The 23,450-nt window shown below is 33.9% G+C and carries 21 protein-coding genes and 3 pseudogenes; 14 read left to right on the top strand and 10 right to left on the bottom strand.

The genetic code is table 11. From position 1 onward, the window contains the following. The first annotated feature begins 170 nt into the window (after positions 1-170). On the top strand, positions 171-455 hold the full coding sequence (locus ACXKY9_RS03940) for a YmzC family protein (protein ID WP_000400966.1): 285 nt from the start codon (positions 171-173) through the stop codon (positions 453-455). Positions 456-812: 357 nt separating this feature from the next. Continuing rightward, a complete protein-coding gene (locus ACXKY9_RS03935) occupies positions 813-1,358 on the top strand; it encodes a DUF4352 domain-containing protein (RefSeq protein WP_001035574.1) in 546 nt (181 codons plus the stop codon). A 104-nt stretch (positions 1,359-1,462) separates the two neighbouring features. On the opposite strand, the gene ACXKY9_RS03930 is transcribed toward ACXKY9_RS03935, so the two are convergent. After that, positions 1,463-1,720, bottom strand: coding sequence for a hypothetical protein (locus ACXKY9_RS03930; protein ID WP_000013694.1), 258 nt, complete (start codon positions 1,718-1,720; stop codon positions 1,463-1,465). A gap of 197 nt (positions 1,721-1,917) precedes the next feature. Between ACXKY9_RS03930 and ACXKY9_RS03925 the strand changes: the two genes are divergently transcribed. Further along, positions 1,918-2,043, top strand: a complete 126-nt coding sequence (locus ACXKY9_RS03925) for a YjcZ family sporulation protein (protein ID WP_000540377.1) — start codon at positions 1,918-1,920, stop codon at positions 2,041-2,043. 553 nt (positions 2,044-2,596) lie between these two features. Here the strand turns inward: ACXKY9_RS03925 and ACXKY9_RS03920 are convergent. From ACXKY9_RS03920 to ACXKY9_RS03905, 4 genes are all read right to left on the bottom strand, one after another. After that, complete coding sequence (locus tag ACXKY9_RS03920; protein WP_000532036.1) at positions 2,597-3,337, bottom strand: YrrS family protein; 741 nt, start codon at positions 3,335-3,337, stop codon at positions 2,597-2,599. 237 nt (positions 3,338-3,574) lie between these two features. Beyond that, on the bottom strand, positions 3,575-4,009 hold the full coding sequence (locus ACXKY9_RS03915; protein WP_002100802.1) for a hypothetical protein: 435 nt from the start codon (positions 4,007-4,009) through the stop codon (positions 3,575-3,577). 865 nt (positions 4,010-4,874) lie between these two features. Further along, positions 4,875-5,525: a glycoside hydrolase family 18 protein gene (locus ACXKY9_RS03910; protein WP_002100801.1), complete on the bottom strand. Its 651-nt coding sequence runs from the start codon at positions 5,523-5,525 to the stop codon at positions 4,875-4,877. A gap of 902 nt (positions 5,526-6,427) precedes the next feature. Then, positions 6,428-7,279 carry a helix-turn-helix transcriptional regulator gene (locus ACXKY9_RS03905; RefSeq protein ID WP_001060884.1) on the bottom strand — a complete coding sequence of 284 codons (852 nt, stop codon included), beginning with the start codon at positions 7,277-7,279 and terminating at the stop codon, positions 6,428-6,430. 122 nt (positions 7,280-7,401) lie between these two features. Here ACXKY9_RS03905 and fabF point away from each other — a divergent pair, with 122 nt between their 5' ends. The 3 genes from fabF to ACXKY9_RS03890 all read left to right on the top strand — a co-directional run bounded on the left by fabF (position 7,402) and on the right by ACXKY9_RS03890 (position 10,097). Continuing rightward, the gene (gene fabF / locus ACXKY9_RS03900) at positions 7,402-8,637 is read left to right on the top strand and encodes a beta-ketoacyl-ACP synthase II (protein ID WP_000442906.1); all 1,236 of its coding nucleotides are present in this window, start codon (positions 7,402-7,404) and stop codon (positions 8,635-8,637) included. An 83-nt stretch (positions 8,638-8,720) separates the two neighbouring features. After that, positions 8,721-9,143, top strand: a complete 423-nt coding sequence (locus ACXKY9_RS03895; RefSeq protein WP_001026485.1) for a GNAT family N-acetyltransferase — start codon at positions 8,721-8,723, stop codon at positions 9,141-9,143. Positions 9,144-9,683: 540 nt separating this feature from the next. Beyond that, positions 9,684-10,097 (top strand): hypothetical protein, encoded by a 414-nt coding sequence (locus tag ACXKY9_RS03890; protein ID WP_000501912.1) that lies wholly within the window; start codon positions 9,684-9,686, stop codon positions 10,095-10,097. A 322-nt stretch (positions 10,098-10,419) separates the two neighbouring features. On the opposite strand, the gene ACXKY9_RS03885 is transcribed toward ACXKY9_RS03890, so the two are convergent. Further along, positions 10,420-10,827, bottom strand: a complete 408-nt coding sequence (locus ACXKY9_RS03885; RefSeq protein WP_000883327.1) for an Lrp/AsnC family transcriptional regulator — start codon at positions 10,825-10,827, stop codon at positions 10,420-10,422. 119 nt (positions 10,828-10,946) lie between these two features. On the opposite strand from ACXKY9_RS03885, the gene ACXKY9_RS03880 reads away from it, so the two are divergent. From ACXKY9_RS03880 to ACXKY9_RS03860, 5 genes and pseudogenes are all read left to right on the top strand, one after another. Then, positions 10,947-11,705: an MBL fold metallo-hydrolase gene (locus tag ACXKY9_RS03880; protein ID WP_000354667.1), complete on the top strand. Its 759-nt coding sequence runs from the start codon at positions 10,947-10,949 to the stop codon at positions 11,703-11,705. Positions 11,706-12,386: 681 nt separating this feature from the next. Continuing rightward, complete coding sequence (locus ACXKY9_RS03875) at positions 12,387-12,869, top strand: hypothetical protein (RefSeq protein WP_000598086.1); 483 nt, start codon at positions 12,387-12,389, stop codon at positions 12,867-12,869. Positions 12,870-13,346: 477 nt separating this feature from the next. Then, positions 13,347-13,598: a hypothetical protein gene (locus ACXKY9_RS03870; RefSeq protein WP_000276006.1), complete on the top strand. Its 252-nt coding sequence runs from the start codon at positions 13,347-13,349 to the stop codon at positions 13,596-13,598. Then, positions 13,591-13,773, top strand: coding sequence for a 3-alpha domain-containing protein (locus tag ACXKY9_RS03865; RefSeq protein ID WP_000589741.1), 183 nt, complete (start codon positions 13,591-13,593; stop codon positions 13,771-13,773). The genes ACXKY9_RS03870 and ACXKY9_RS03865 overlap by 8 nt, the downstream gene beginning before the upstream one ends. Positions 13,774-13,785: 12 nt before the next feature. Beyond that, positions 13,786-13,986: pseudogene (locus tag ACXKY9_RS03860) on the top strand (MFS transporter); the annotation flags it as partial. Between the two features lie 288 nt (positions 13,987-14,274). Here ACXKY9_RS03860 and ACXKY9_RS03855 read toward each other — a convergent pair. Beyond that, the gene (locus tag ACXKY9_RS03855) at positions 14,275-15,291 is read right to left on the bottom strand and encodes a hypothetical protein (protein ID WP_000839699.1); all 1,017 of its coding nucleotides are present in this window, start codon (positions 15,289-15,291) and stop codon (positions 14,275-14,277) included. Positions 15,292-15,614: 323 nt separating this feature from the next. Between ACXKY9_RS03855 and ACXKY9_RS03850 the strand changes: the two genes are divergently transcribed. Beyond that, on the top strand, positions 15,615-17,045 hold the full coding sequence (locus tag ACXKY9_RS03850) for an IS4 family transposase (protein WP_000117012.1): 1,431 nt from the start codon (positions 15,615-15,617) through the stop codon (positions 17,043-17,045). A 268-nt stretch (positions 17,046-17,313) separates the two neighbouring features. Here the strand turns inward: ACXKY9_RS03850 and ACXKY9_RS03845 are convergent. The 3 genes and pseudogenes from ACXKY9_RS03845 to ACXKY9_RS03835 form a co-directional block, all read right to left on the bottom strand. Next, positions 17,314-17,697, bottom strand: a pseudogene (locus ACXKY9_RS03845) (IS4 family transposase); the annotation flags it as partial. A 143-nt stretch (positions 17,698-17,840) separates the two neighbouring features. Then, entirely contained in the window at positions 17,841-19,148 is a 1,308-nt protein-coding gene (gene ltrA / locus ACXKY9_RS03840) for a group II intron reverse transcriptase/maturase (protein ID WP_000169371.1), read from the bottom strand. 513 nt (positions 19,149-19,661) lie between these two features. Then, a pseudogene (locus ACXKY9_RS03835) lies at positions 19,662-20,711 on the bottom strand (IS4-like element IS231C family transposase); the annotation flags it as partial. A gap of 101 nt (positions 20,712-20,812) precedes the next feature. Between ACXKY9_RS03835 and ACXKY9_RS03830 the strand changes: the two are divergent. Together ACXKY9_RS03830 and ACXKY9_RS03825 are read left to right on the top strand one after the other, a co-directional pair. Continuing rightward, a complete protein-coding gene (locus tag ACXKY9_RS03830; protein WP_000668849.1) occupies positions 20,813-21,991 on the top strand; it encodes a NupC/NupG family nucleoside CNT transporter in 1,179 nt (392 codons plus the stop codon). A 334-nt stretch (positions 21,992-22,325) separates the two neighbouring features. Continuing rightward, positions 22,326-23,342, top strand: a complete 1,017-nt coding sequence (locus tag ACXKY9_RS03825) for an LCP family protein (RefSeq protein WP_001986019.1) — start codon at positions 22,326-22,328, stop codon at positions 23,340-23,342. Positions 23,343-23,450: the final 108 nt, after the last annotated feature.

Genomic DNA, 23,450 nt, shown 5'->3' with positions numbered 1-23,450 from the left:
TGGAATTACCCTACATAGTTACTCATAGCCAGACTGAGGAACTAGCGTCTTATTAAGTAATGCGCATAACTAAAATAAAAAAGACACTTTACGGTGTCTTTTTTATTTATATTCCTAGGAATTATCTCTTTTATAAACAGACTCTATCAAACAGTAAAGGAGACTAACAGATGGAACATCCTGTTGCAAGAGAATTACGTTTTATACGGGTATGTCTTATCATTTTGATTATTGTCATTGCGTTTTGGGACCGGGAGAAAACTGTAGAAATTACTGATCACGGTAGCGATCCTATCTTAAACACCAGCAATATGACCCAAGTTGGTGAGAATACATTTGCATACAAAGACGAATCAAATCAAATTAAAATATTTAAGTTTAATCCAGATACAAATGAAATATCACTTATTAAAGAGTTTCGTGCTGAGGAATATTACTCAGATACAGCTAAATAAAGTAATATTGACCACAAAAGTATAATGACCAAAGCCTTTAGCCATCATTACGACTAAAGGCTTTTTGTATGTAAGTAAATGAAAAAGGAGCTAATTTTATGGAACATAATAAAAATGGAATACTTGCTTTAATTGTTTTATTTTTAGGATTAGTGTTTTTTGTTAGTGGAATGGTTTATCATTTATGGGGCTCATTTTAATTTCAACTTTTAGACGGATAAATAACTCGAATCAGAGAAATGCACAATATTTCCCCTTTTCCTTCCAAAATTAATATAATAAGATATAAAATGTAATACATATAAAGACAAATATATAGCACTCATTAAAGTGCTTCTATTTTGGAAGGAAGAAACGATGAACAAAAAGTTATTAGCCTCATTATTATGTAGCACATTCTTGTTTGGAGTATCAGCTTGCGGTTCACATGATGCGCCTGCGAAAAATGAGCAGGCGACTTCTAAAAAAACAGAGAATGACAAACTTAGCAGCAAGGATTCGCAAAAAGAACTTCCTACCAATGTAGATTCCTCTGATGTATACATGTCAATGGGATCTGCCGAGTCATTAGATGTTATAGGGACTGGAGAAGTTAAAGCACAAGGTGTCTTTAAAGTATTAGACATCGCAGTTTATAATCGTAAAGAAGAACCCATTACACTAGATATTAACAACTTTAAATTAATTGATGGATTTGGAAGAGAATATCACATTTCTAATGAATATCAATCCGTACTTAAAGCTGCAAATACGTCTACATTTAAATTTGGTATTGTTAACCCTGATGAACATTCGGACGGAAACATTGTATTCGATGTACCGAAAAACACGCGAGGATTAACTTTAAAATTTAATAATGATAAGTTAGATAAAGAGCTCCAATTAAAAGTGGAATTGGAATAGGCAAAATAAATACGTCTCCCTTAACATTCTCTACTAACATAAAAAAGTACAGTCTTTTCTACAGCAGACTGTACTTTTTCATTTATCATTTCACATAACATTCCCTAATTTTTTTGACTAGATGCTCTCCAATCACGAAAGGATGTTGGGCGTCCAGAAAAAGCTCTTTGCTTTGTAACAGATGGTTTTTCTTCAGGAGTCATTGTTTTTTCTTTAAGCGTCGCTGGTTTTTCTTTAAGCGTCACTGATTTTTCTTCAAGAATAGTCACAGCTGTTTGCATTTTCTCTAACTGTTCTTTCAACAATTGTTGTTCAATCTTTAAATCCGTAAGTAAACGTAAAATCATCTCAGAATTAGCCATAAGATCCTCCTTCCCCCAATACACAGAATAAAATACAATATGTAGAAGGGGGGATACCGGTGACAAAAATAAGGTCGTCAACTCTTTTTAACTTCTAAAATCCTTTTATTTTTTTAAGGACCTGCTCCATTCATCCTTAAAAACATAAATTAAATTAAATCCATTAATAAATGGTCTTTATGGAAGGAGGAGTTAATATGGGCTATGGCGGTAGTTGTGGTGGAGGCTGTGGTTTCGGCGGCGGATTTGCCTTACTTGTTGTGCTCTTCATCTTATTAATCATCGTTGGCGCTAGCTGTTGGGGCGGCGGATTCGGCTGCTAAGGAGAGGCACTCTTGAGAGTGTCTTTTTTTTGGTATGTGGCTCGTATACATATTTAAAAAAATTTCCGTTCTAGAAGTACTATAATATTAGCTTAACATGTCAGTTCCCCCTAATTAATAGGTGGTTCTAGCCTATAGAATTCTTTTAAATATAAAATGAAACTATATTTCTCAATGAATAAAACAATTTAACATGGTAAAATAATATTTGGATGGGAGTCCAATATATTATTAAAATTAAGATGGTTCAAGTCGAAGGAAGGCACCTTAGGGTGTCTTTTCTTTTTTATAAATAATTATAAAGTAAAATTGCAAAGGATGCTTACTACTTACAAGGAACATTTTCTTCCCTACAACTATTTATTTGAAACTAATTACTATTATAAATATAAAGAAGTTATGGATAAAGTAGTGAGGTAAATAAAACAAAATATAGATTTAATTCATGTTTCTCAACGAGGTACCACCAGCATTTTCAAAAAAATACGCTAAGCAAAAAAAATAATCAGCTGTCCATATGGACAGCTGATTTACATCATTACATTTCTATTATTTATCTTACCACTTGTACAGATACTGGTTTCCACCCCTGATTTTCTACCCAATCAATATTAACCTTATATTTTTTATTATTTTGCTTATCTCGTACATTACCGTAGGCTTTATTATTACCATTATTCCCAATAAAATCGAAAATCAATTGGCTCTCTGGAACATCAACAGCATAAGAAATTGCTTTTTTCATCTCACTCCAATCTACTGTTCCTTCTTTAAATTTCATTTCAGGTTTTGCTCCTTGCTCGGTACCAATTGGCTTCCAAGAAGGATTAGTTTGAGAACCCTTTTCTTGAGATGCCGTTTTTTCTTCCTCATTATTTTCAGTTCCGTTCGTTTTTACCGATTTTTCTGTTTTTGATTTCTCTTCTAGCTGTGCTGCCTCTTTATCTTCAGTTTTCTTCTCTTCTATCTTTGCTGTTTCTTTATCTTCAGTTTTCTTCTCTTCTATCTTTGCTGTTTCTTTATCTTCAGTTTTCTTCTCTTCTATCTTTGCTGTTTCTTTATCTTCAGTTTTCTTCTCTTCTATCTTTGCTGTTTCTTTATCTTCAGTTTTCTTCTCTTCTATCTTTGTTACTTTCTTTTCTTGAGCAATTGCTTTCGTTGATGTATTAGAAGGGGTAAACAATTGGTATGTCACTATACCAACTGTCACTAATACCAAAGTAAATGCAATATTAAAAATTGCCTTTTGACGACGATTCTGTTGTTTTTCTTGAAATCTGCTTACTTGTCCCATTCTTCAAACCTCCGTGTTTACTTTCTCCTCTACTCTTTATGTATTATCCCTAAAATTCTTAATATTTTTATTAAACAATAGAAATAAACTACACTTTCCATACAGGATTTCATATCATAATAAAATTTGTGTTTTTTCAAGTATCTGACATATGTTATTCAAAATAGTTTAATACATTAAAAATAGATAAGCTTCTGCACTTAAGAAACTTTCAATTTTATTCAAAGGTGATTCCAATTATGTCCATATTAGATCTCCTGTAGAAAGCTTTTTAACAATTAAACCTCTTCTTCCCTTATTTATAATTTTTAAATTAAATTTCCCTCTATAGTATAATAAAGATGTTTCGTTTTCTAATGGGGTATGTCGTAAAATCAAAAGGGATTTTATCTCTTTTACCTTCTTTTCAGAGTAAATTTCACCACTAGGAAATTCTATTATTCCTAATGTAATCTTTAATTCGCTCTCATCGAAAGGCCACTCCTTATTAAGTTCCCTTATCTTTTGTATAAAGCTTCTTTTGGTTTGTCCTATATATAGCAATGTTACACTCTTAGCACATACTCTAGAGATTGCAAATATCCCCTTCTTAGAAGCTTCTTCCCTATTATAAAAATCATTTATACTATACATTCCATACCATTTAATATGTACTGTTTCTATGAATCTCACCTCATTTTTAGACAATATTATAATTTCTGAATGTTCAAATTATAATGGGCGCATAGTCCTGATTACTTGAATTATAAATTGTGCTTTTCAATAATACATTTTATTATTACTAATTTCAATAATACAAAAAAAATACAATATTATAGTTTAATTACAAAACTTTATAAAAAAACAAAGTGATGTCGTACCAAATATTATATTTTTTCAATATCAGACTATCGTGAACAAAAGTTAGAGAGTTATGGAATAAAATATAATTTGTATGTACATACATTTCTTTAAAAAGAAGTTTTGTAGTTTACAACTGAATTAAAAAAACATAGATTTTTATGACTCTTTCGGAGATATACCAAGATGGAATCTTTTATATGCACGTTACTATACCGAACTTTCGGTATAGTATTTTTTTGCAGCTCCTTGATTTTTCACCAAATACGTATAAAAATCAATAGTAGGAAAATAAACTGCTGGCTAAAAGTTTACTTTCGATAAAATAAAAAAGGACCTGCAAATCTGCAGATTCTCCTGATAATGATTATATAAGTATAGTATCATCCATTTATTTGACTATTATTCGGAAAGTATAAAACTGTTCACTAGATAGCAGAGTATTTTTACATATTGTATTAATTCCTTCTTCAAAAATCCCCCTAAAATAAAAAATACGCTATTCTTTCTGTAGAATCATAGGAAAGGGTGGTATTTTTGTATGTCTATTTCTGTATTTGATGAATTATAACTATTTGCTCAAGAAATTCAAAGCTTTTTATGGACTTTCTTTTATTATATCGGTTTCACATATTTCCTCTAAAATCTCTAATACTTGATTTTTCAATTCAGCCATTTACTTATTTTCTATGACTTCTTATTCTTTTTCTTTTATAGGAATCATTGCAAGAACTGTTAAATCTGCATTCGTTAAATCTTTTATCACTTGATGAGAAGCAAATACCGGTAGCGAAACAATAAAACCATCATCTACTTTTGTAATATCATTATGTGTAACATACTCCAGAAATACTTTATTTGCAGCCGCTACAAATTCTTCATCGCCTGTTCCATCAGGGTATGATACACCAATTTCCCCTAACATAATATAATATTGCTTTTTAATACCAGTCATATCCATTGGATCAATGGATTGAATTTTGTAATTTACCATTCCAGATTTCACTTTTCTTTCAGGAATATCTAAGTCAAAAAACTCTCCAGCTTCTTCCAAAATAATATTGATATCTTTGATTGTTGTTATAGCATTAGTTGCTTCCTTAAAAAACATGAGTTGCTCTCTTGATAAAACAATATTTTCTTCCTCTTTCTTAAACTGTAGATTTTCTAAAATATCTTCTATTTCTTCTACATTTTCCAGAAAAAATATATCATTCTCCATATGAGGAATTAATTCTTTTAAGTTTATCAAATACATCTGTGAATATTTTATATTCATCTCTTTCATTTCACGTAATTTGTCTAGAAATTTTAATACCTTAGCTTTACGATATGTTTCTGCCATCATTTTCACCTCTCGTTACATTTTGTATACAATCTGTATACAGATTGTATTGGATTTGCAAGTATTAATTTTAAAATACAAAATTAATTGGTATTGTTTAAAAATTTTTATTATAGCTATCATGAATTTACTAATACAACTCCACCTATAAAGGTTACGATTCTAAAAAATATTAGATTTTCAAACATTCTTCTTCGCCTGCTGAAACTCTTACAGCGAAACGGACGAAAATCCCCATCGATACAGGGAGAAAACAGTCTTTAATATATTAGGTGTCGTTTACAATTGGACCATGTCTGATAATTAAGCCGCTTAATTTTAAAAATGAAACCCGTTAGGATTTATTTGATATGCAGAATCCCCAATGATTTGCACTGGTTTTTAGAATAAGAAAAAATCCCTTCTGAAACTGCCCTTTCTTAGCCTTAGCTTGATAGCAATGTGGCGGTACACCATCGCTATCAAGCTAAGACTTTAAAGAAGCCCCTAAACGATAATTTTGTGTTTTTTACAGCACCGAAGTTCATTTTTATAGTTTTTGGGTAACCTTTTTTGTTAGGGTGATAGATATGGGGGCTAAGTCATAAATGTTTAAAAAAGAGCTCGTCCTATCTTTTCTGTACGAGAAACAAGATAGATTGACCTAGTACTGTGGAAATCTTTAATGGGTACAGAACAAAGAGATAAATGACCTATGTGTTCTGAAATTGTTCGAAACACGCTCTTACTTTATTTAATTGATTCATTCTTTTATAAAAAAGTCTGTTCATTTCTATGATCCTTCAACTAACGCCATCCACCCATTGAACAAAAAGGAAAAAGTAAAGTTAACTCTTTTTCCCATAAGGAATAATGACTTTGTTCAGTAATCATTATCATTTTGCTAATGTAATGAACTTACTTTATTAATTTTCAACGGATACCCTCTTCATTAATCGCTTTAATTTATTTTCTGTATCCGTTTCCCCTACTGGCGTATAGATACTACACCGTAAATCCATATCACCTTGAACTTGAAAAGAAGTTAAATTAAACAACATTTTGCCTGCTTTAGCATGTCTGAATTCAATTATCATGTCTGGAGCCTTACTCACTTGACTTTCTTGCCATAAATTCTGGAATTCTGGATGGGAACGACTCATTTCTTCAATAAACTGGCTGTACCATTCATCGTCTAAATAGCGTCCATAATAGGTACGGAAAATAGCAAGAAAACCTTTCACGAAATGTTCCCAATTGACGGCCAATGCTTTTAACTCTTTTCTAGTGAATACTAAACGAATCAAATTTCTTTGATTATTTGGTATTTGTTCAAAATCTAAAAAAACATGAGCAGCTGCAGGATTCCAGCCCATAATATGGCAATGTCGATCCGTAATGATAGTTGGACAATATGTTAATTCATCTAGTATTCGTATTAAAGAAGGGCTAAGCTTTGATTGATCCTTTTTTGGACTTGTACTTTCTGAATTTGTTTCGAATGCCAGGTCATATAAGTAGTCTGTTTCATCATTATTTAATTGCAAAGCTTTAGAAATACAATCAAGTACGATTGTAGAAACCTTTATATCTCTTCCTTGCTCTAGCCATGTATACCAAGTGGTGCTTACACCTGCTAACTGCGCAACCTCTTCTCTTCGTAACCCAGGTGTTCTTCTCCGGTTTCCGGCAGACAAACCAATAGACTCTGGACTAATTTGGGCGCGCTTAGCTTTTAAGAATGCCGACAGAGCTTTAAGCCTTGTTTTATTATTCATTTTTAAAACTCCTTATCTTATCAATTTATCCTAGTAGTAGTTATACTAGGATAAATCCCCCCTTGTAATAGGATAAATTGACTGTAAAATACAAGTATATTATTGATTGGAGGGATTGCAAAGTGGAAAGAGTTGTGATTACTGGTATGGGCGTAGTTTCTCCTATAGGAAACGACATCAAAACATTTTGGAACAATCTAATTAAAGGGGAATCTGGTATAGTCAATATCGATACTTTTGATGTTACCAATCATAAAACAAAAATTGCAGGTATCGTCCAAGATTTTGATGCAGATGAAGTTTTAGGAAAGAAAGAAGCAAGACGTTTAGATCGTTTTTCTCAATTTGCTTTGGCTGCAGCTGAACAAGCTTGGTCAGATTCTAAGTTAGACCTCGATCGTATAGATGTAGAAAGGTTAGGCGTATACGTAGGTTCAGGTATCGGAGGGATTGAAACCTTGATTGAAAATGTTGATGCACTTAGGCAGAAGGGACCAAGAAGAGTCAGCCCAACTCTAGTACCTGCCATAATGTCTAATGCTGCTGCAGCACAAATTAGTATCAAGTGGAATGCGATGGGACCTTCTATGTCACCTGTTTCTGCCTGTGCAATTGGAAATACATCTATCGGGGAAGCCTTTAGACTAATTCGTTCTGGGGAAGCTGACGTTATATTTGCGGGTGGAACAGAGTCAGCTATAACAGACTTATCAATAGCCAGTTTTGGTAACGCTACAGCATTATCAACAAGAAACGATAATCCCACTAAAGCTAGTCGTCCATTTGATGAAAATCGAGATGGATTTGTCATGTCAGAAGGAGCTGGAATTCTAATCTTAGAATCTTTATCTCATGCTTTACATAGAGAGGCAAAGATTTATGCAGAAGTCATTGGATATGGTGCAAGTTCAGACGCATACCATATCGTAGCTACACATCCGGAAGGTAAAGGTGCTTATCTTGCAATGAGATCAGCTTTAAAAAATGCCAATATATCGCCTGAAGAAGTTGATGTTATTAGTGCCCATGCAACAAGTACAAAAGTGGGGGACATCTCTGAAACGATGGCTATTAAGCAACTGTTTGGAAAACAAGCTTATCAGATTCCGGTAACAGCTAATAAATCTATGCTTGGTCATATGTTAGGGGCAGCTGGTGGAGTTGAAGCAATTGCTCTAGCAATGAGCTTAAAGGAAGGGACAGTTCCTCCAACAATTAACTTAGAAAATCTTGATCCATTATGTGATCTGGATTATGTACCATCTGTTGCTCGCCAAGTGAAAATAAATATAGGTCTATCTAACTCATTTGGTTTCGGAGGTCATAATGCAGCCATTGTTTTAAAGAGATACGAGTGAATAAATTTCTCTCGTAAATTTAACCGTTTACTCTAGAAACGGTTAGATTTATTTAATTAAAAAAAGGAAGAGAGAGTGAGAAAATGAATATTAGAGTAGCAACTGCATTAGACTACCCTAATTTAAGAAGGATATATTTAGAATCACGGCGTGAAAGTTTTCATTGGCTAGATAGAAATGAAATGACTGTAGAAGATTTTGATAAACATACTGAAGGAGAACATATACTACTAGCAGAGGAAGATAATCATATCCTCGGATTTGCTTCTTTATATTTACCTGAAAACTTTATACACAATTTATTTGTACATCCTGAGTTCTTTGGTAAGGGGGTTGGAAGACAGTTACTTCATGCTTCCATAGAAAAGATGAATATACCATTAAGATTAAAGTGTGTTTCTAAAAATCAAAAAGCATTAAAGTTTTATGAGAATATGGGCTGGAAAAAAGTTATTGAAGAAGGTGAGCTAGAAGAAAAATATTGGGTAATGATATATGAGAGGTAGCACCACATCCATCAACTTAAGAAATTAGGTATTCCAAAAACAAAAAATAAGCTAAGTGTTTTTATATTTTGTTTTATATTTATATAAAGGTGAGATGAAAAAAGACTTAATCCTTATGAGGAATTTAAGTCTTTTTATAGTGTTGTTATTAGGTGTCCTGCCAGCATTTCGGAAAAAAAACACGCTAAGAGTATGCAAGAACTTATGCAAAAAATAGGGAGACATCGGGAACTATAAGGAAGCCAAAAGGCGCCCCAGAATAAGAATGTATATAAAGATGCATAGAGTCATAGAAAAAGAAAAATCCCTTGTGAGAGTAAGGGAACGTCTTTCTCTTTGCTACTGATAATGAGACGTTATGTTAACTTCATATGCATATGGTATACATCCAATTTTTAATCATACATAAAGGTATTCAAATAAAAAGTCTATCGAATTTATCAGAATATTATTACAATTAAAAGGAAGGGGTGAAAACAATGAAAAAAAACGAAAAAGATTCTACAGTTATGTTCTCTTAGCATATTATTCTTAATTCCTATGGGATGTTCTAATCTTTCTTCATCAAAACCTACTGATACAAAAGAAAGTGCAACTATCCAATTAAAAGAGAAAGATATACAGGAAATCAGATTAGATTCCGCTGGAAAAGATAGCCACTCTAAATCAACAACAGACAATGAAGAAATAACAAAAGCTATCAAAACAGCTATCGAAACAGGAACACCTAAAGAAATCTCACTAGATAAACAAACAAAAGATTCAATCCACACTAACATGACAGTTACATTAAAAGATGATTCCAAAGAACAATATTTCGTTTTGATCAATGATAAAAACGAAATTACAATTGCTAAAGATACAGACAAAAAACATACACAAGGTATTTTACTAAACAACAAAGATTCTAAACTGATAGATAAATTTTTCACAAACAAAAACAGTCTTGATTAATCAAGACTGTTTTTGTTGTTTAATAGAACTTTTAAAATAACTTCCGCTAACGAAAATTATGTAAATGAGCCGTCCGTATGGACGGCTCATCGTATTTTTTGCTTAGCATGGGGTTTTTCCAAAATGCAGACGGTACCCCATGCCCATCAACTTAAGAATACAAACCAGCCCCAAAACGAAAAAATGAGCTTTTTTATTACAAATTAGCATAAAATCTTGTTTTGGGATATTATAAAACAACATTTCCCTAAAATGAAAAAAATGCTATTCTTTATATATATTTCTCCAGCAAGAATAGCGTTTTTTTATATCGATGGTTCTTCTATTTAATTACGATAGATAATTTGTAATTAGCATGTTCGTTTAGTTGAGTTAAGAATTGATCAAGGGCTTCATTAGATGGAAACTTACACTCTAGAAGATAACAACCTTCACCGCTAATTTTGAAGTTCTTTATGATATATTCGTGTTGTGTTTTTACAAATGATAAATAGGAACTGTGTTGAATGCTCCTTGTATAAATATTTATAAATGCGTGAACATAGTAACCTAGTTTTCTTTCATTCAGTTTAATCGTATAACCTTCTATGATGCCTTTCTCTTCCAGCCTTATTACTCTAGATGAGGTTGCTTGCCCTGTCAGATGGACTTTTTCTCCTAATTCCTTCATTGACGTACGGCCATTTTTCAATAACGCTTCTAGTATTTTTTTATCTGTATCATCTAACACCGTGACACATCCTTTCACATTTCAAGTCAAACCTTATAAATTTTTGATTTTATCTATGTAACATGATTTCTCTCATATTTTATACTATTGTTGAATCATATAAAAGGGAGGAATACCGCATGGATATTAGACTTATACGTAATGCAACACTTGTTGTACATTATGCAGACAAGAAGTTTTTGATCGATCCTTTTTTAGCTGACAAAGGATCCATTCCACCGTTTCCAAATACACCAAATCAAGATATGAGAAATCCGTTAGTTAGTTTACCAATTTCTATAGAAGAAATTATTCAGGTTGATGCGGTTATCATCACGCATTTACATCCTGATCACTTTGACGAAGTTGCTAAAAAAGTTTTACCTAAGGATATAAAAATCTATGCACAAAATGAACATGATATTGAGGCTATTAATAAAGAAGGCTTTCACAATATAGAATCTTTACAGCATGTTACCAACATAGAAGAAATTAAGCTATTTAAAACAAATGGACAACATGGAACTGGCGAAATCACAAAGTTTACCGGTGAAGTATCAGGTATCGTATTTAATCATCCAGACGAGCCGAGATTGTATGTGGCAGGTGATACAATATGGTGTAACGATGTTCAACAAGCAATTGACACGCACGACCCTGAAGTTATTGTGATCAATGGAGGTGCTGCTCAGTTTCTAGAAGGTGGCCCTATTACAATGACAAAAGAGGATATTTATGACACAAAACAGGCAGCACCACAGGCCAAAATTATCGTTTCTCATATGGAATCACTTAACCATTGCCTATTAACCAGAAAGGAATTGAATGACTTTATTGATAAGAAAGGATTATCTAACACTATTTTAGTGCCATCTGATGGGGAGTCCTATTCGTTTTAAAGTGGTGCAGTTAACCTAAACCAGAATATCAAAAGCCCGCTTTTGATTGATATTATCCCCTTTAGGTAGACAGTATGAAAAAGACCATGTATACACATGGATGTTACACTAATTGCTATTAAGCTAAGATAAATCTGTATCCATAAAACAAAAAAGCGCTATTCTTTTTGTAGAAATATACAGAAAGGATGGCGTTTTTGATGAACCCAATCATCTCAAATGAACTGAATCTTTTCGCACAAGAACTACAATACTTTTTATTAATTTTGAATATTAAAACCATAATTAACAAGTATATCAATATTGAGAAATTTATTACAAAATTAACTATAAATGATTCAAAACTCCAATGTAAACTTTTATCCAAAAGTTTACTTCCAAATTAGAAAAGATTAGGTCCTTAATTTGCTTTACCCCAGCCATAAACCTTACAATCAAAAACAAAGGATAATTCAACTATCAAACTCATATAAAATGTTAATCTTGTCTAAGCATTCATTAGGATATACAATTGATCATCTATTTTTCTTTACATAATCTCCAGATACAGTCCATATCAACTATAGATTCTTGCCTTATGCTAAATGTAATCAAAAAGCAAGTAGATAAAGATAATGACTAAAACATTAACTCTAGATACTTTTTTGATGAATATTACAAATAAACAGGAGGTAATGAAAAATGATTAAAACATTATTAGCAGGAGCATTTTTAAGTACAGGATTATTAGCGGGTGGTGCAATTGGTGCAGATGATGCGAAAACGGACAATTTAAAGTCAAATGAAAATTCAAATCAAGTAATTACACAGAGTGCAGATGGAACAACGTCTTCCTCACAAAACTTTGATTTACCTAAAGATGCAGTGCCAGCATCTAAAGGAGATGTAAAAACTGTTGAAAAATCAGAAGGTACAGGTACAGATTCTCAACAAGGAAAAATGGTAGAAACAAAAGAAGGTACAGAATCACAACCTGGAAAACATGCAAAAACTGTTGAAAGAACAGAAGGTACAGGTACAGATTCTCAACAAGGAAAAATGGTAGAAACAAATGGAGGTACAGAATCACAACCTGGAAAACATGCAAAAACTGTTGAAAAATCAGAAGGTACAGGTACGGATTCTCAACAAGGAAAAATGGTACCAACAAATGAAGAAAATTAAATAATATATAGTTATAACGAAGAGCATCCCAAAAGGGGTGCTCTTTTTATATTATAGAGATTAACTAGTTTTACTCAACATAGAGGTGTAGGAGGAATTGAGGGTTAGAACATGGGGTACTGTTTCTTCAAATTATGGTGTTTAGAGCAATAGTTTTGGTGGTAACGTTACAATACAAACAGTTTGTTAGAAATTTTTTTAATTTACATAGATTCTAGATAGACTACATATAAACTTCAGATACTTGTTTTATGATACAAGTAATCAAACAAAAGGAGGGGGTTACAACAGTATTAACAGGGCACGCCATTAGTAGATGGAGAAAATGTTGAAGATGTACAGACAGATAAAAACATATTCCATATAAATAAAATGAATTGCAAAAAGCTAAAAGTACGGTTCTAAGAAGTTTGAGTTATAAAAAGAAAATAGATAAGTATAGTGAAAATAGATAAATTGACAAGAGAAAAGCACTTTGTGTACATCACAGGTCCTTTTTATTTTTATTTTGATCTAGGACTTGAATTAAACTTTTATACTAAAATATATATAGGAGAAGGTGGAAGTTCATTGTACAAAATTATTTATGGAATATTAATTTTAATTTATACTTTGTATTCATTTTTTCTAAGTGATGGAAGTGAAGTAAGGTTTATTATGGTGTTAACTATAGTACTTATCTTTTCTGTGGTTTTAGAAAAAGGAAATGTAAAAAAAAGGATTGATTAAAGGTCGTTTTTTTTTACAACTCGTTGCATCGCATCCTAAAAAAGTATCAATTTCACAAGTCAATCATGTTAAGTTCCACGACAAATACAATATAGAAGCAATAGAACAGATAATTGAGGTGGATGCACTATCGGACAGCTTACGAGAGTTATTACTGAAACGATTAAATAAATAATTACACCACCAAACATCTATTCCCGTATTATGTATGGGCGTGTTTGCATTATTTACAGTTAAGGTGAATAAGAAGTATGGAGCAAAAAAGGCAATTCTAGCTTGTCTTATTTTAATTGGAGTTGCAACATGTATGAGAGTTTTTGCTTATTCAGTTTCCACATTACTGATTAGCTATCTATTTATTGGTAGGGGTCTCGCCACATCGCTACCAACCTAAGAAAACAGTTCACCCCCAAAACGATAAATAAGCTTTTTCGTTACAAGAAATCCTAAAAATTTCGTTCTGGGGGTGTATTAAAACTTTAGGTTGATGGGCATGTGTCTGTACCCCTAATTTAAGATGATGTCGTACTTCCTCTTCAATCAGATTCGGCTATACTTATTCTAACTTTCTACCTGTTAATAAACTTTACAACAGACCCCTAATTTGCAAGCTGGCGGAACAAATCGAAATATCATGCTTTCCCATCAAATAACAAACAGCAACAGTACTTTAAATTTAATTCTTAGGATATCGCTCTTTTACAAGTTCTTCGATGTTAATAGCTTTTTTAATTTCTTCTGATGATAACCAAGGTGTATATCTTGTTCCATTCTTATTGTCTAAATATATCTTAAATTTTTTATTATATAGTTCTTCTTTAAGGATTGTGGTTACCTTGATTAAATCTTTAATTACAAGGGGATTATTTTCAAATTCATTACTACTGGTATTAATAACTAAATACACCTTATATCCTCGAACATCCCCATCTTTCAAATTTGAATAAGTAATACCTTCCAATTCAAAATGATTGTTTTGAATTGCAATTAATCTCTCTTCTATTTTTGTATGATTTTTAATCCAATTTTCCAAATAAATGTCTATGGCATTGCCCATCGTTTTTTTCATTGTTAGTAACAGCTCTTCTTTTGTTATCATTTTTTGCACATTTTTAAAAGGTCCACCTAAAGATTTGCCATTATAATCCTTAATTTCAAGTTCTGTTATCTTTTTATTATTTTTCTGGATGAGTTGAAATAGAGTATATAAACGATCTAATTCTACTGATTCAAATTGGCTAAAGTCAATCTCGTTACTCATTTGCAAAGTTAATAATAATTCATTAGTTGGTTTTCCTTCATCTGATCTTCTATCCTCTGACAAATATTGAAGAGTGTTATCAGTTTTAGTTTCCACGTACCCTAATTTTTTTATTTCTTCTAGAGTTGGTTGGAATTTCTGATATGCCTCAAATGTTTTTTTTCCATATTTGTATTCATCACTTTTTATGGATGAATAGAAGAGACCATCTACCTCTACTCGAAATTGAATATTTTTATTATTCTTTGCTTGCACAGTATGGTATGCATGTCCCATATTATTTTCATTTAAAGGGCTCATATGTGTTACAACAACATCGATTCCGTGTTTTTCTTTTATATATTTTTGTACCTCATCTTCATTAACTTGATTACAACCACTTAAAAATATGAAACATACTACTAGCAATATTACATTTTTCATGCTTTTCATATAAGCACTCCCTACGTAAGATTAATTCTTGAATATGCAGCACACTGCAAAGCACTCTTTCCTTAGTCGTATACTTCAACTTTTATATAGTGTGAATCTTAAATCATTTAAGTTCTTGATGTTCCCATCTATACTGCTTGTAATATTACTGCATTAAAATATATAACTTATTTGTTTCAAGGTCTTTCTCAGTTCTAAAAGCATATGGTTCATTGGGCAAATATCTAAATTGTACATTCATACCATGAGACCTATTTTACTATAAAATAACGAAAAAATACGCTATTCTTTCTGTAGAATCATAGGAAAGGATGGCGTTTTTTATGTCTGTTTCTGTGTCTAACGAATTACAACTATTTGCTCAAGAGATTCAAAGTGCCCTATCTCCAAATGCCTTACGAAATCTTGCTAGAGATGTTGGCTTTGTACAACGAACCAGTAAGTACCAAGCAAAAGATTTAGTCGCTTTATGTGTATGGGTGAGCCAAAATGTAGCTATGACTTCTTTAACTCAGTTATCTAGCTGTTTAGAAGCATCAACAGAAGTACTCATCAGCCCTGAGGGCTTGAATCAACGATTTAATAAAGCGGCTGTTCAATTTTTACAACACATATTAGCTGAACTACTAAACCAAAAACTGACCTCATCTATGCCAATTTCTTATCCATATACTTCTGTTTTCAAGCGTATTCGTATTTTAGATTCAACTGCATTTCAACTTCCGGATATATTTTCATCAATTTATCCTGGTGCGGGAGGATGCAGCCATACAGCGGGAGTAAAGATACAGCTTGAGTATGGTTTATTAAGTGGACAATTCCTTCATATTCATACAGGTCCAGGTAAACAACATGATCGAACCTACGGTTCCCTGTGTGCCCCAACTGTAACAGCGAATGATTTATGTATCCGAGACTTAGGTTATTTTCATTTGAAAGATCTTCAACATATACAAGATAAAAAGGCTTATTATATCTCACGTATCAAATCAAATACACGTATTTATCAAAAAAATCTAAACCCTGATTATTTTCAAGATGGCAGAATTAAGAAGGGTACAGAGTATATCCAAATAGATATGGAGGTTTTAATGAACTCTCTTCAGCCAGGACAAACATATGAAATATCCGACGCTTATGTGGGAATGACTGATAAAGTGCCAGCTCGTGTGATTGTTCATCGACTTACAGATGAACAACAACAAAAACGATTACGTGATCAAGCTATACGAGAAAAAAAGAAAGGAATGAAGTATTCTCCTCGTAGCAAACGACTTAGTGGTATCAATGTATATATGACAAACGCCTCTACAAATATTGTCCCGATGGGACAAGTACATGATCGGTATTCTTTACGTTGGCAAATCGAGATTTTATTTAAAACATGGAAGTCATTCTTTCATATTCACCATTGTAAAAAGATAAAACGTGAAAGATTAGAATGCCATTTGTATGGGCAACTGATCGCCATTCTACTCTGTTCGTCTACTATGTTTCAAATGCGTCAATTACTTCTTATGAAAAAGAAACGAGAACTGAGTGAATATAAGGCCATATATATGATTAAAGATTACTTTTTTCTTCTTTTCCAATCGATACAAAAAGACACCCAAGAGCTATCAAAGGTATTACTTCGCCCGTTCAACCTCCTACAGCAAAACGGGAGGAAATCTCATCGATATGAGAAGAAAACAATCTTTGATATATTAGGTGTCATTTACAATTGTACCATGTTTGATAATCAAGGGGCTTAAATCAAAAAATTGAAACCCATTAGGGTTTATTTCGTATGCAAATCTTTAAATTCCCTACACATAGCTTTAAAAAAAAGAAACAACCTCTACTATAATTAACGTTGTATGGACTTAACTTGATAGCGATGTGGTGCTACCCCATCGCTATCAAGTTAAGCTTATGCAAAGTCAATTTTAGGCGAGATTGTTTCTTTTTTCTAAGGAGCAAGTATAGGTGATTGAAAGATTTGCATACGAAATAAACCCTACCGGGTTTCACTTTTTTGAATTAAGCGGCTTGATTATCAGACATAGAATTGTAAACGACACCTAATATATCAAAGACCGTTTTTTTCTCATATCGATGAGATTTCCGCCCGTTTTGCTGTAGAAGATTGAACAGACGAAGTAACACCTTTGATAGCTCTTGGGTGTTTTTCTGTATAGTTTGGAATAGAAGAAGAAAATAGTCTTTAATCATATATATGGCTTTATACTCACTAAGCTCTCGTTTTTTCTTCATGAGGAGCAATTGGCGCATTTGAAACATGATAGAAGAACAGAGTAGAATGGCAATCAATTGACCATATAAATGGCACTCTAATCGTTCTGCTTTTATCTTTTTACAATGATGAATTTGAAAGAATGACTTCCACGTTTTAAATAAAATTTGTCGGGTAAAAGACTGGCGCGGTATCAGTTGTGATCCGTTTCCAGCCTCTCCCCATAAGAACTGCTCGTGAGGTTTTCCCTCAAGCAGCTCACCCCATAAACTTCATCAAAAGGGTTATGAGACCTATCAAATGGCAGACACTTTCATCGGAAACTCTCTGCACTTTTCAGGGGAAGGACTTTCCAGTCCCAGTAAAGCCCCAGTACACCATAGAGATATTCGTTACTCCATCTCTGCCATCCGATGCTACGCTTTCGTCGTCGTTTCCTTCTCGTTAACAGTGTGCGAATTTTCATCTCCGTATAATCACGTACTTCACTGAAAGCTTGACTAGAGTTCCCAACCCGGAAGTAGTTCACCCATCCAGTCAGTACGGCATTGATTTGTTTTATTAAGTCTTGTGCTGGCTTCGCTCCTGCGTTTTGAATGAGTTCGCGAATTTTTGCTTTCACTGTCGTGCGAGCTTTCTTCTTCGGGATCATGAAAACGAAGAATCCATTCTTATTTCGGTTCGGTATTCGTCTCAGGTCAAATCCTAAAAATCCGAAGGATTCTCCTTTTAGGACATTGACCATCTGAGTCTTCTCCAGATTCAGTTCAACTCCCAAAGGCTTTAACTGTTCCCACAGTCGTCGTAATGCCAGTTCAGCCCATCCACTTTTACTGGAGTGTCCGCTTACAGCGATAACTATATCGTCGGCAAAACGGTGATAGTTTACAGCTTCGTAATTGCCATCAGCTGTTTTACGTCGAATGGTATCAAATGTCCAATCCACTTCATTGAGGTAAATGTTCGCGGCTAGTGGAGAAAATGGTCCCCCTTGCGGGACACCGATCTTTCCTGTTGCCTTAATTACCTGTTTTACAAGATGCATAACCTGTGGGTCTTGGACACGTTTCGCGATTTTCTCCAATAATATGTTGTGTCGGATTGTATCAAAGTAGCGTGACAAATCAACATCAATTATTATGGTCATACGGCGCAATATACTGCGTCGTACTTCTGCCAATGCCTGATGTGGAGAGCGTTTCGGCCGAAACCCATACGAGTTTGGACAGAAATCAGCTTCAAAAATTGCTTCTAATATGAGTTTTAGCGCTCCTTGTACTACACGATCTCGTATACACGGAATTTGCAGAGTTCGCATTTTGCCGTTTGTCTTTGGGATTTCTACTTTTCGATTGGCTTGTGGTTGGTATATTCCAGCTTGTAATTCTTCTTGAATACCCGTTAAGAATGGGATAACTCCTTCTAGTTCTATATCAGCAAAACTTTTTCCATCAATGCCTGGGGCACCATTGTTTTTCCTCGCCTGTTGATATGCTTCGTGAAGGGTTGTAATTTTGGTAATGTGGGTAAATATCCCCCAAAACCGGTGCGTAGGTTCAGACTTCGCCTTTCGATAGATTCGTTGCCTTAGTTCCTGCAAAGTGATGGGTGTTTTTGTCATAGCACCCTTGCCTCCTTTAGTCATACGAAATGTTTACAGGTTCGGATCCTTTCCTCCCCGCGTGTTTTGCTGCACGCAGATCTCTGGTACTACGATCCGTTCCGCCACCCTGACACCTACCGTTCTCACTTCCCGATCGCGGTTATAGAGACGGTCTCCTCGATGAGATTTCTTCATCGGGTGTCGAGGGCTTCTCCAGTTTCCACATTATCTTTCTCTCCATGTCGCCGCTGATACCCCGCCGGTGAGAACTGCCGTTCCAGACTCGTTTCGGTCAGTTCTTGTTGCTTTCGCACGTTATCGACCGTCTCAGCCACCGGAATTGCGTGTAACGAGGCTACATCTACGTTCACTGTACGTTACAACCTGGAGATTTGCCCACATGCCTTTTGCATGTGATGTCAGAGGGCTTCGCCATGTCGCTTTCACTTCATGGCGCCTCTCAGGCTACGGGAGTGGAGTCTATTCTCCCGATTGGACTTTCACCAACTAGATAATGTGTCCTTATCTGGACACGCCGATCTGCCAGCGGAGGGAGTAAAAATCATGGATTTGTTCCATCGGAACCACTTCCCAAGGCGTATTCGTAACATATATGTTGATACCCGTTAATCGTTTACTCTTTTCTGAAAATGTAATCCCCTTTTTACTTTCGGTATAGCTTTGTTTTTTTCTACGTTCCAGTATTTGTTCCTCTGTTAATCGGTAGATAATTACTCTTGTAAATAATCTTTGATTCTTGCCAATATACGACTCTTTTATTTCATACGTTTGTCCTGGTTTTAACGTGTGCATAATGTTCTCTAAATCAACTTGGATATACTGTGACTGTTTTTTGATTGTCCCATTTCGAAAGTATTCTGGAAATGGATTTTTCGTATAGACGGTATGGTTTAACTTAAGTCTTGATATATAGCACACGCCACGTTGATCCATTTGATCTAAGTCTTCCAATGAAAAATATCCTAAATCACGAATACACAGATCACCCGGCCGTAAGGTATCTAAGCAATCTGTTCCAAATGTTTTATCATTATTTTTTCCAGGACCTACCTGGAAGTTTAAAAACTGTCCGCTGTGTAAGTCATATTCTAATTGAATCTTGATACCTGCAGTTTGTGCACAACCACCTGACCCAGGATATACATGTGCTAAATGTTTCGGTACTTGGAAAATCGTCGCATCTAAAATACGGATTCGTTGAAAATACGTGAGTGCTGCACTTGAAATGGCTGATGTTTTACAAAGTTTACTTTTCCATAATGCAGAAAAAATATATTTCAAAAATTCAACCGCTTTTTTATCAAAGCGTTTATTGAGTCCTTCTGGACTCATAAGAGTGCCTGTGGCGGCGTGTAATTGACTGCATAGTCGAACGAGAGAATCACTCGCTGTACGTTGACTGACCCAGATACATATGGTAGCTAATTCATTTCCTGAAAACTTTCGTTTTCTTTTTACAAAACCTAATTCTTTAGCGAGTTCTTCCAAAAGAGAAGGGGTTAAATGACGATACAGCTCTTCAGAAAATAGTTGTAATTCATCTTGAATTGAAAGATTCATAAAAAATGTCATCCTTTCTAGCTAGCTTTTTAGAAAGAATAACGTTTTTTGACACTTGGGGGTAGTGCAAATTCTTAAGTTGATGGGCATGGGGGCTTACCATGAAATTCATTACTTTTTTCGTCGGATTAATTATTGTTTTCTTGCTCGCTTATATTGCTAGCAATAATAAGAAGCATATTAAATTTAAACCAATTTTTATCATGCTTATTATACAGTTAATTTTAACCTATTTACTATTAAATACAGAAATCGGCCTCATACTTATTAGAATCATTTCCAGTTTGTTTACAAAGCTACTCGAGTATGCTGCTGATGGAGTAAATTTTGTATTTGGTGGTCTTGCAAATAAAGGTGAAATGCCATTTTTCCTTACTGTATTATTACCAATCGTCTTTATTTCTGTTTTAATTGGTATATTACAACATTTCAAAATACTACCATTTTTTATTCATTGGATCGGGTACTTTCTTAGTAAAATAAATGGTCTTGGGAAATTAGAATCTTACAACGCTATCGCCTCTGCCATTGTCGGCCAATCAGAAGTTTTTATTACAGTGAAAAAACAATTAGCTCAAATTCCAAAACACCGTCTTTATACACTTTGTGCCTCCGCTATGTCAACCGTATCTATGTCTATCGTAGGTGCCTATATGACAATGATTGAACCTAAATATGTAGTAACTGCACTCGTTCTCAATTTATTTAGCGGTTTTATTATCGTACTCATCATTAACCCTTACGACGTTAAAGATGACGAAGATATTTTAGAAATCAAAGGTGAAAAACAAAGCTTTTTTGAAATGCTTGGAGAATATATTCTTGATGGTTTTCGTGTAGCCATTGTTGTCGGCGCTATGCTCATCGGATTTGTCGCATTAATTAGTTGTATTAATGACTTGTTCCTCATTATATTCGGTATTACGTTCCAACAATTAATTGGCTACGTATTTGCACCTATCGCATTCCTTATCGGTGTACCAAGCTCTGAAATTGTAGCAGCTGGTAGCATTATGGCAACGAAGCTTGTAACGAATGAATTTGTCGCAATGATGGACCTTAGTAAAATTTCTAATAGCCTTTCTCCCCGTACAGTTGGTATTATTTCTGTTTTCCTTGTATCTTTTGCCAATTTCTCTTCCATTGGTATTATTTCAGGTGCGGTAAAAGGACTAAACGAAGAACAAGGAAACGTTGTTGCGAGGTTTGGCCTTAAATTACTATATGGAGCTACTCTCGTTAGTATTTTATCTGCAATTATCGTAAGCATTATGTTGTAATTAGGTAAAATTTTATCATTTTCTTATCCCTATCTTTTGTATACAATAACGAATAGGTGTCTTATAAAGTGAAACTTTAATCAGAGTGGGGCTATCCCCACTCTGATTATTAGCCTTCATCAATCGGGTATTTACGGGCAGTTATCTCCCACCTAACTTCATTGTATTCACTGGACTTTGAGGTGGGCGTTTTACTGCTCGTTAATACCGGATAAATAATCAAGACATCTATTTTTTATACATGTACAATCGCTTTTATTTAGCGTAAAATATTTTTTATGTGTTTGAATACACTTCTAAATGTATACACTTTGATAGTTTTAAAGGAGAAAAAATGATGAAATCCGACACGAACAACGATACGCGAGCCAAAAAAGGACGCTCAAAGAAAAAACGCCTACTTTGGTTCCTTCTTATTCCATTACTAATTGTAGCACTTGGAGCAGGAGGCTACTCCTTCCATATATACAGTAAAGCAAAGTCCGTCTTAAATAATGCTTATGCTGAACTAGGTCGAGGAGAAAAGTCCAGTAAACGTGAAAAAGCTGTTAAACCTATGACCGACAACATTTCCGTACTAATTATGGGTGTTGATGAAAGTGATATTAGGGAAAAAGATTATGGAAAAGCAACTCGAACAGATGCGTTATTACTTGCAACAATTAATAAAAACGATAAATCCGTTAAACTTGTAAGCATTCCACGTGACTCACGCGTCTACATTAAATCACGTGATAAATACGATAAAATCACACATGCGCACGTATTCGGTGGTGTAGACAGCACAATTGATACGGTAGAGAACTTTTTAGATGTTCCAGTTGATTATTATGTAAAATTCAATTTTAAATCCTTTATTAAAATTGTTGATTCTCTTGGTGGCATTACTGTGGACGTTCCAGTTGAATTCACAGAGCAAAATAGTAAAGATGAAGCAGATGCAATTCATCTAAAAAAAGGACGTCAACATTTAAATGGAGAAGAGGCACTGGCACTAGCTAGAACTCGTCACATCGATAGTGATTATATGCGTGGCCAACGACAACAGCTTGTATTAGAGGCCATTGCTGAAAAGGCACTATCTCTTAATTCCATTAATAAAATCGGTGGCCTACTAGACGCTGTCGATAAAGACTTAAAAACCAATTTAACTTTTGATGATATGATGACAATTACAAAAAATTCAATGGATTCAAATTTAAAGATGGAAAAAATGCAAGTAGAAGGTACAGATAAATATATAGGTGGTATTTATTATTACGTGCCAAATGAAAAAAGCGTCGATACTATTTCAACTACCCTTCAAAAACATCTCGGTGTTACGAATAAAAATGAACATAAAAAATTATAATAAAAAGGCTGCTAGATCATTCTAGACAGCCTTTTTATTATATTTTTCAACATATTTTTCATACACATTGTGACAAGAAGTGACAATTATTACAGCGATGTAACATTT

This window comes from Bacillus sp. 2175, assembly GCF_057812155.1.
The sequence above is the reverse complement of the archived record's forward strand: the minus strand, read 5'-3'. Positions and strand labels throughout refer to the sequence as shown.

What these genes read in the sequence shown, in the direction of transcription:
- ltrA (WP_000169371.1), bottom strand. Translation starts at nt 19,148, where the DNA reads ATGACAAAAACACCCATCACTTTGCAGGAACTAAGGCAACGAATCTAT.
- ACXKY9_RS03905 (WP_001060884.1), bottom strand. Translation starts at nt 7,279, where the DNA reads ATGAATAATAAAACAAGGCTTAAAGCTCTGTCGGCATTCTTAAAAGCT.
- ACXKY9_RS03875 (WP_000598086.1), top strand. Translation starts at nt 12,387, where the DNA reads ATGATTAAAACATTATTAGCAGGAGCATTTTTAAGTACAGGATTATTA.
- ACXKY9_RS03830 (WP_000668849.1), top strand. Translation starts at nt 20,813, where the DNA reads ATGAAATTCATTACTTTTTTCGTCGGATTAATTATTGTTTTCTTGCTC.
- ACXKY9_RS03890 (WP_000501912.1), top strand. Translation starts at nt 9,684, where the DNA reads ATGGGATGTTCTAATCTTTCTTCATCAAAACCTACTGATACAAAAGAA.
- ACXKY9_RS03925 (WP_000540377.1), top strand. Translation starts at nt 1,918, where the DNA reads ATGGGCTATGGCGGTAGTTGTGGTGGAGGCTGTGGTTTCGGCGGCGGA.
- ACXKY9_RS03940 (WP_000400966.1), top strand. Translation starts at nt 171, where the DNA reads ATGGAACATCCTGTTGCAAGAGAATTACGTTTTATACGGGTATGTCTT.
- ACXKY9_RS03825 (WP_001986019.1), top strand. Translation starts at nt 22,326, where the DNA reads ATGATGAAATCCGACACGAACAACGATACGCGAGCCAAAAAAGGACGC.
- ACXKY9_RS03910 (WP_002100801.1), bottom strand. Translation starts at nt 5,525, where the DNA reads ATGATGGCAGAAACATATCGTAAAGCTAAGGTATTAAAATTTCTAGAC.
- ACXKY9_RS03930 (WP_000013694.1), bottom strand. Translation starts at nt 1,720, where the DNA reads ATGGCTAATTCTGAGATGATTTTACGTTTACTTACGGATTTAAAGATT.
- ACXKY9_RS03920 (WP_000532036.1), bottom strand. Translation starts at nt 3,337, where the DNA reads ATGGGACAAGTAAGCAGATTTCAAGAAAAACAACAGAATCGTCGTCAA.
- ACXKY9_RS03935 (WP_001035574.1), top strand. Translation starts at nt 813, where the DNA reads ATGAACAAAAAGTTATTAGCCTCATTATTATGTAGCACATTCTTGTTT.
- ACXKY9_RS03850 (WP_000117012.1), top strand. Translation starts at nt 15,615, where the DNA reads ATGTCTGTTTCTGTGTCTAACGAATTACAACTATTTGCTCAAGAGATT.
- ACXKY9_RS03855 (WP_000839699.1), bottom strand. Translation starts at nt 15,291, where the DNA reads ATGAAAAGCATGAAAAATGTAATATTGCTAGTAGTATGTTTCATATTT.
- ACXKY9_RS03895 (WP_001026485.1), top strand. Translation starts at nt 8,721, where the DNA reads ATGAATATTAGAGTAGCAACTGCATTAGACTACCCTAATTTAAGAAGG.
- ACXKY9_RS03880 (WP_000354667.1), top strand. Translation starts at nt 10,947, where the DNA reads ATGGATATTAGACTTATACGTAATGCAACACTTGTTGTACATTATGCA.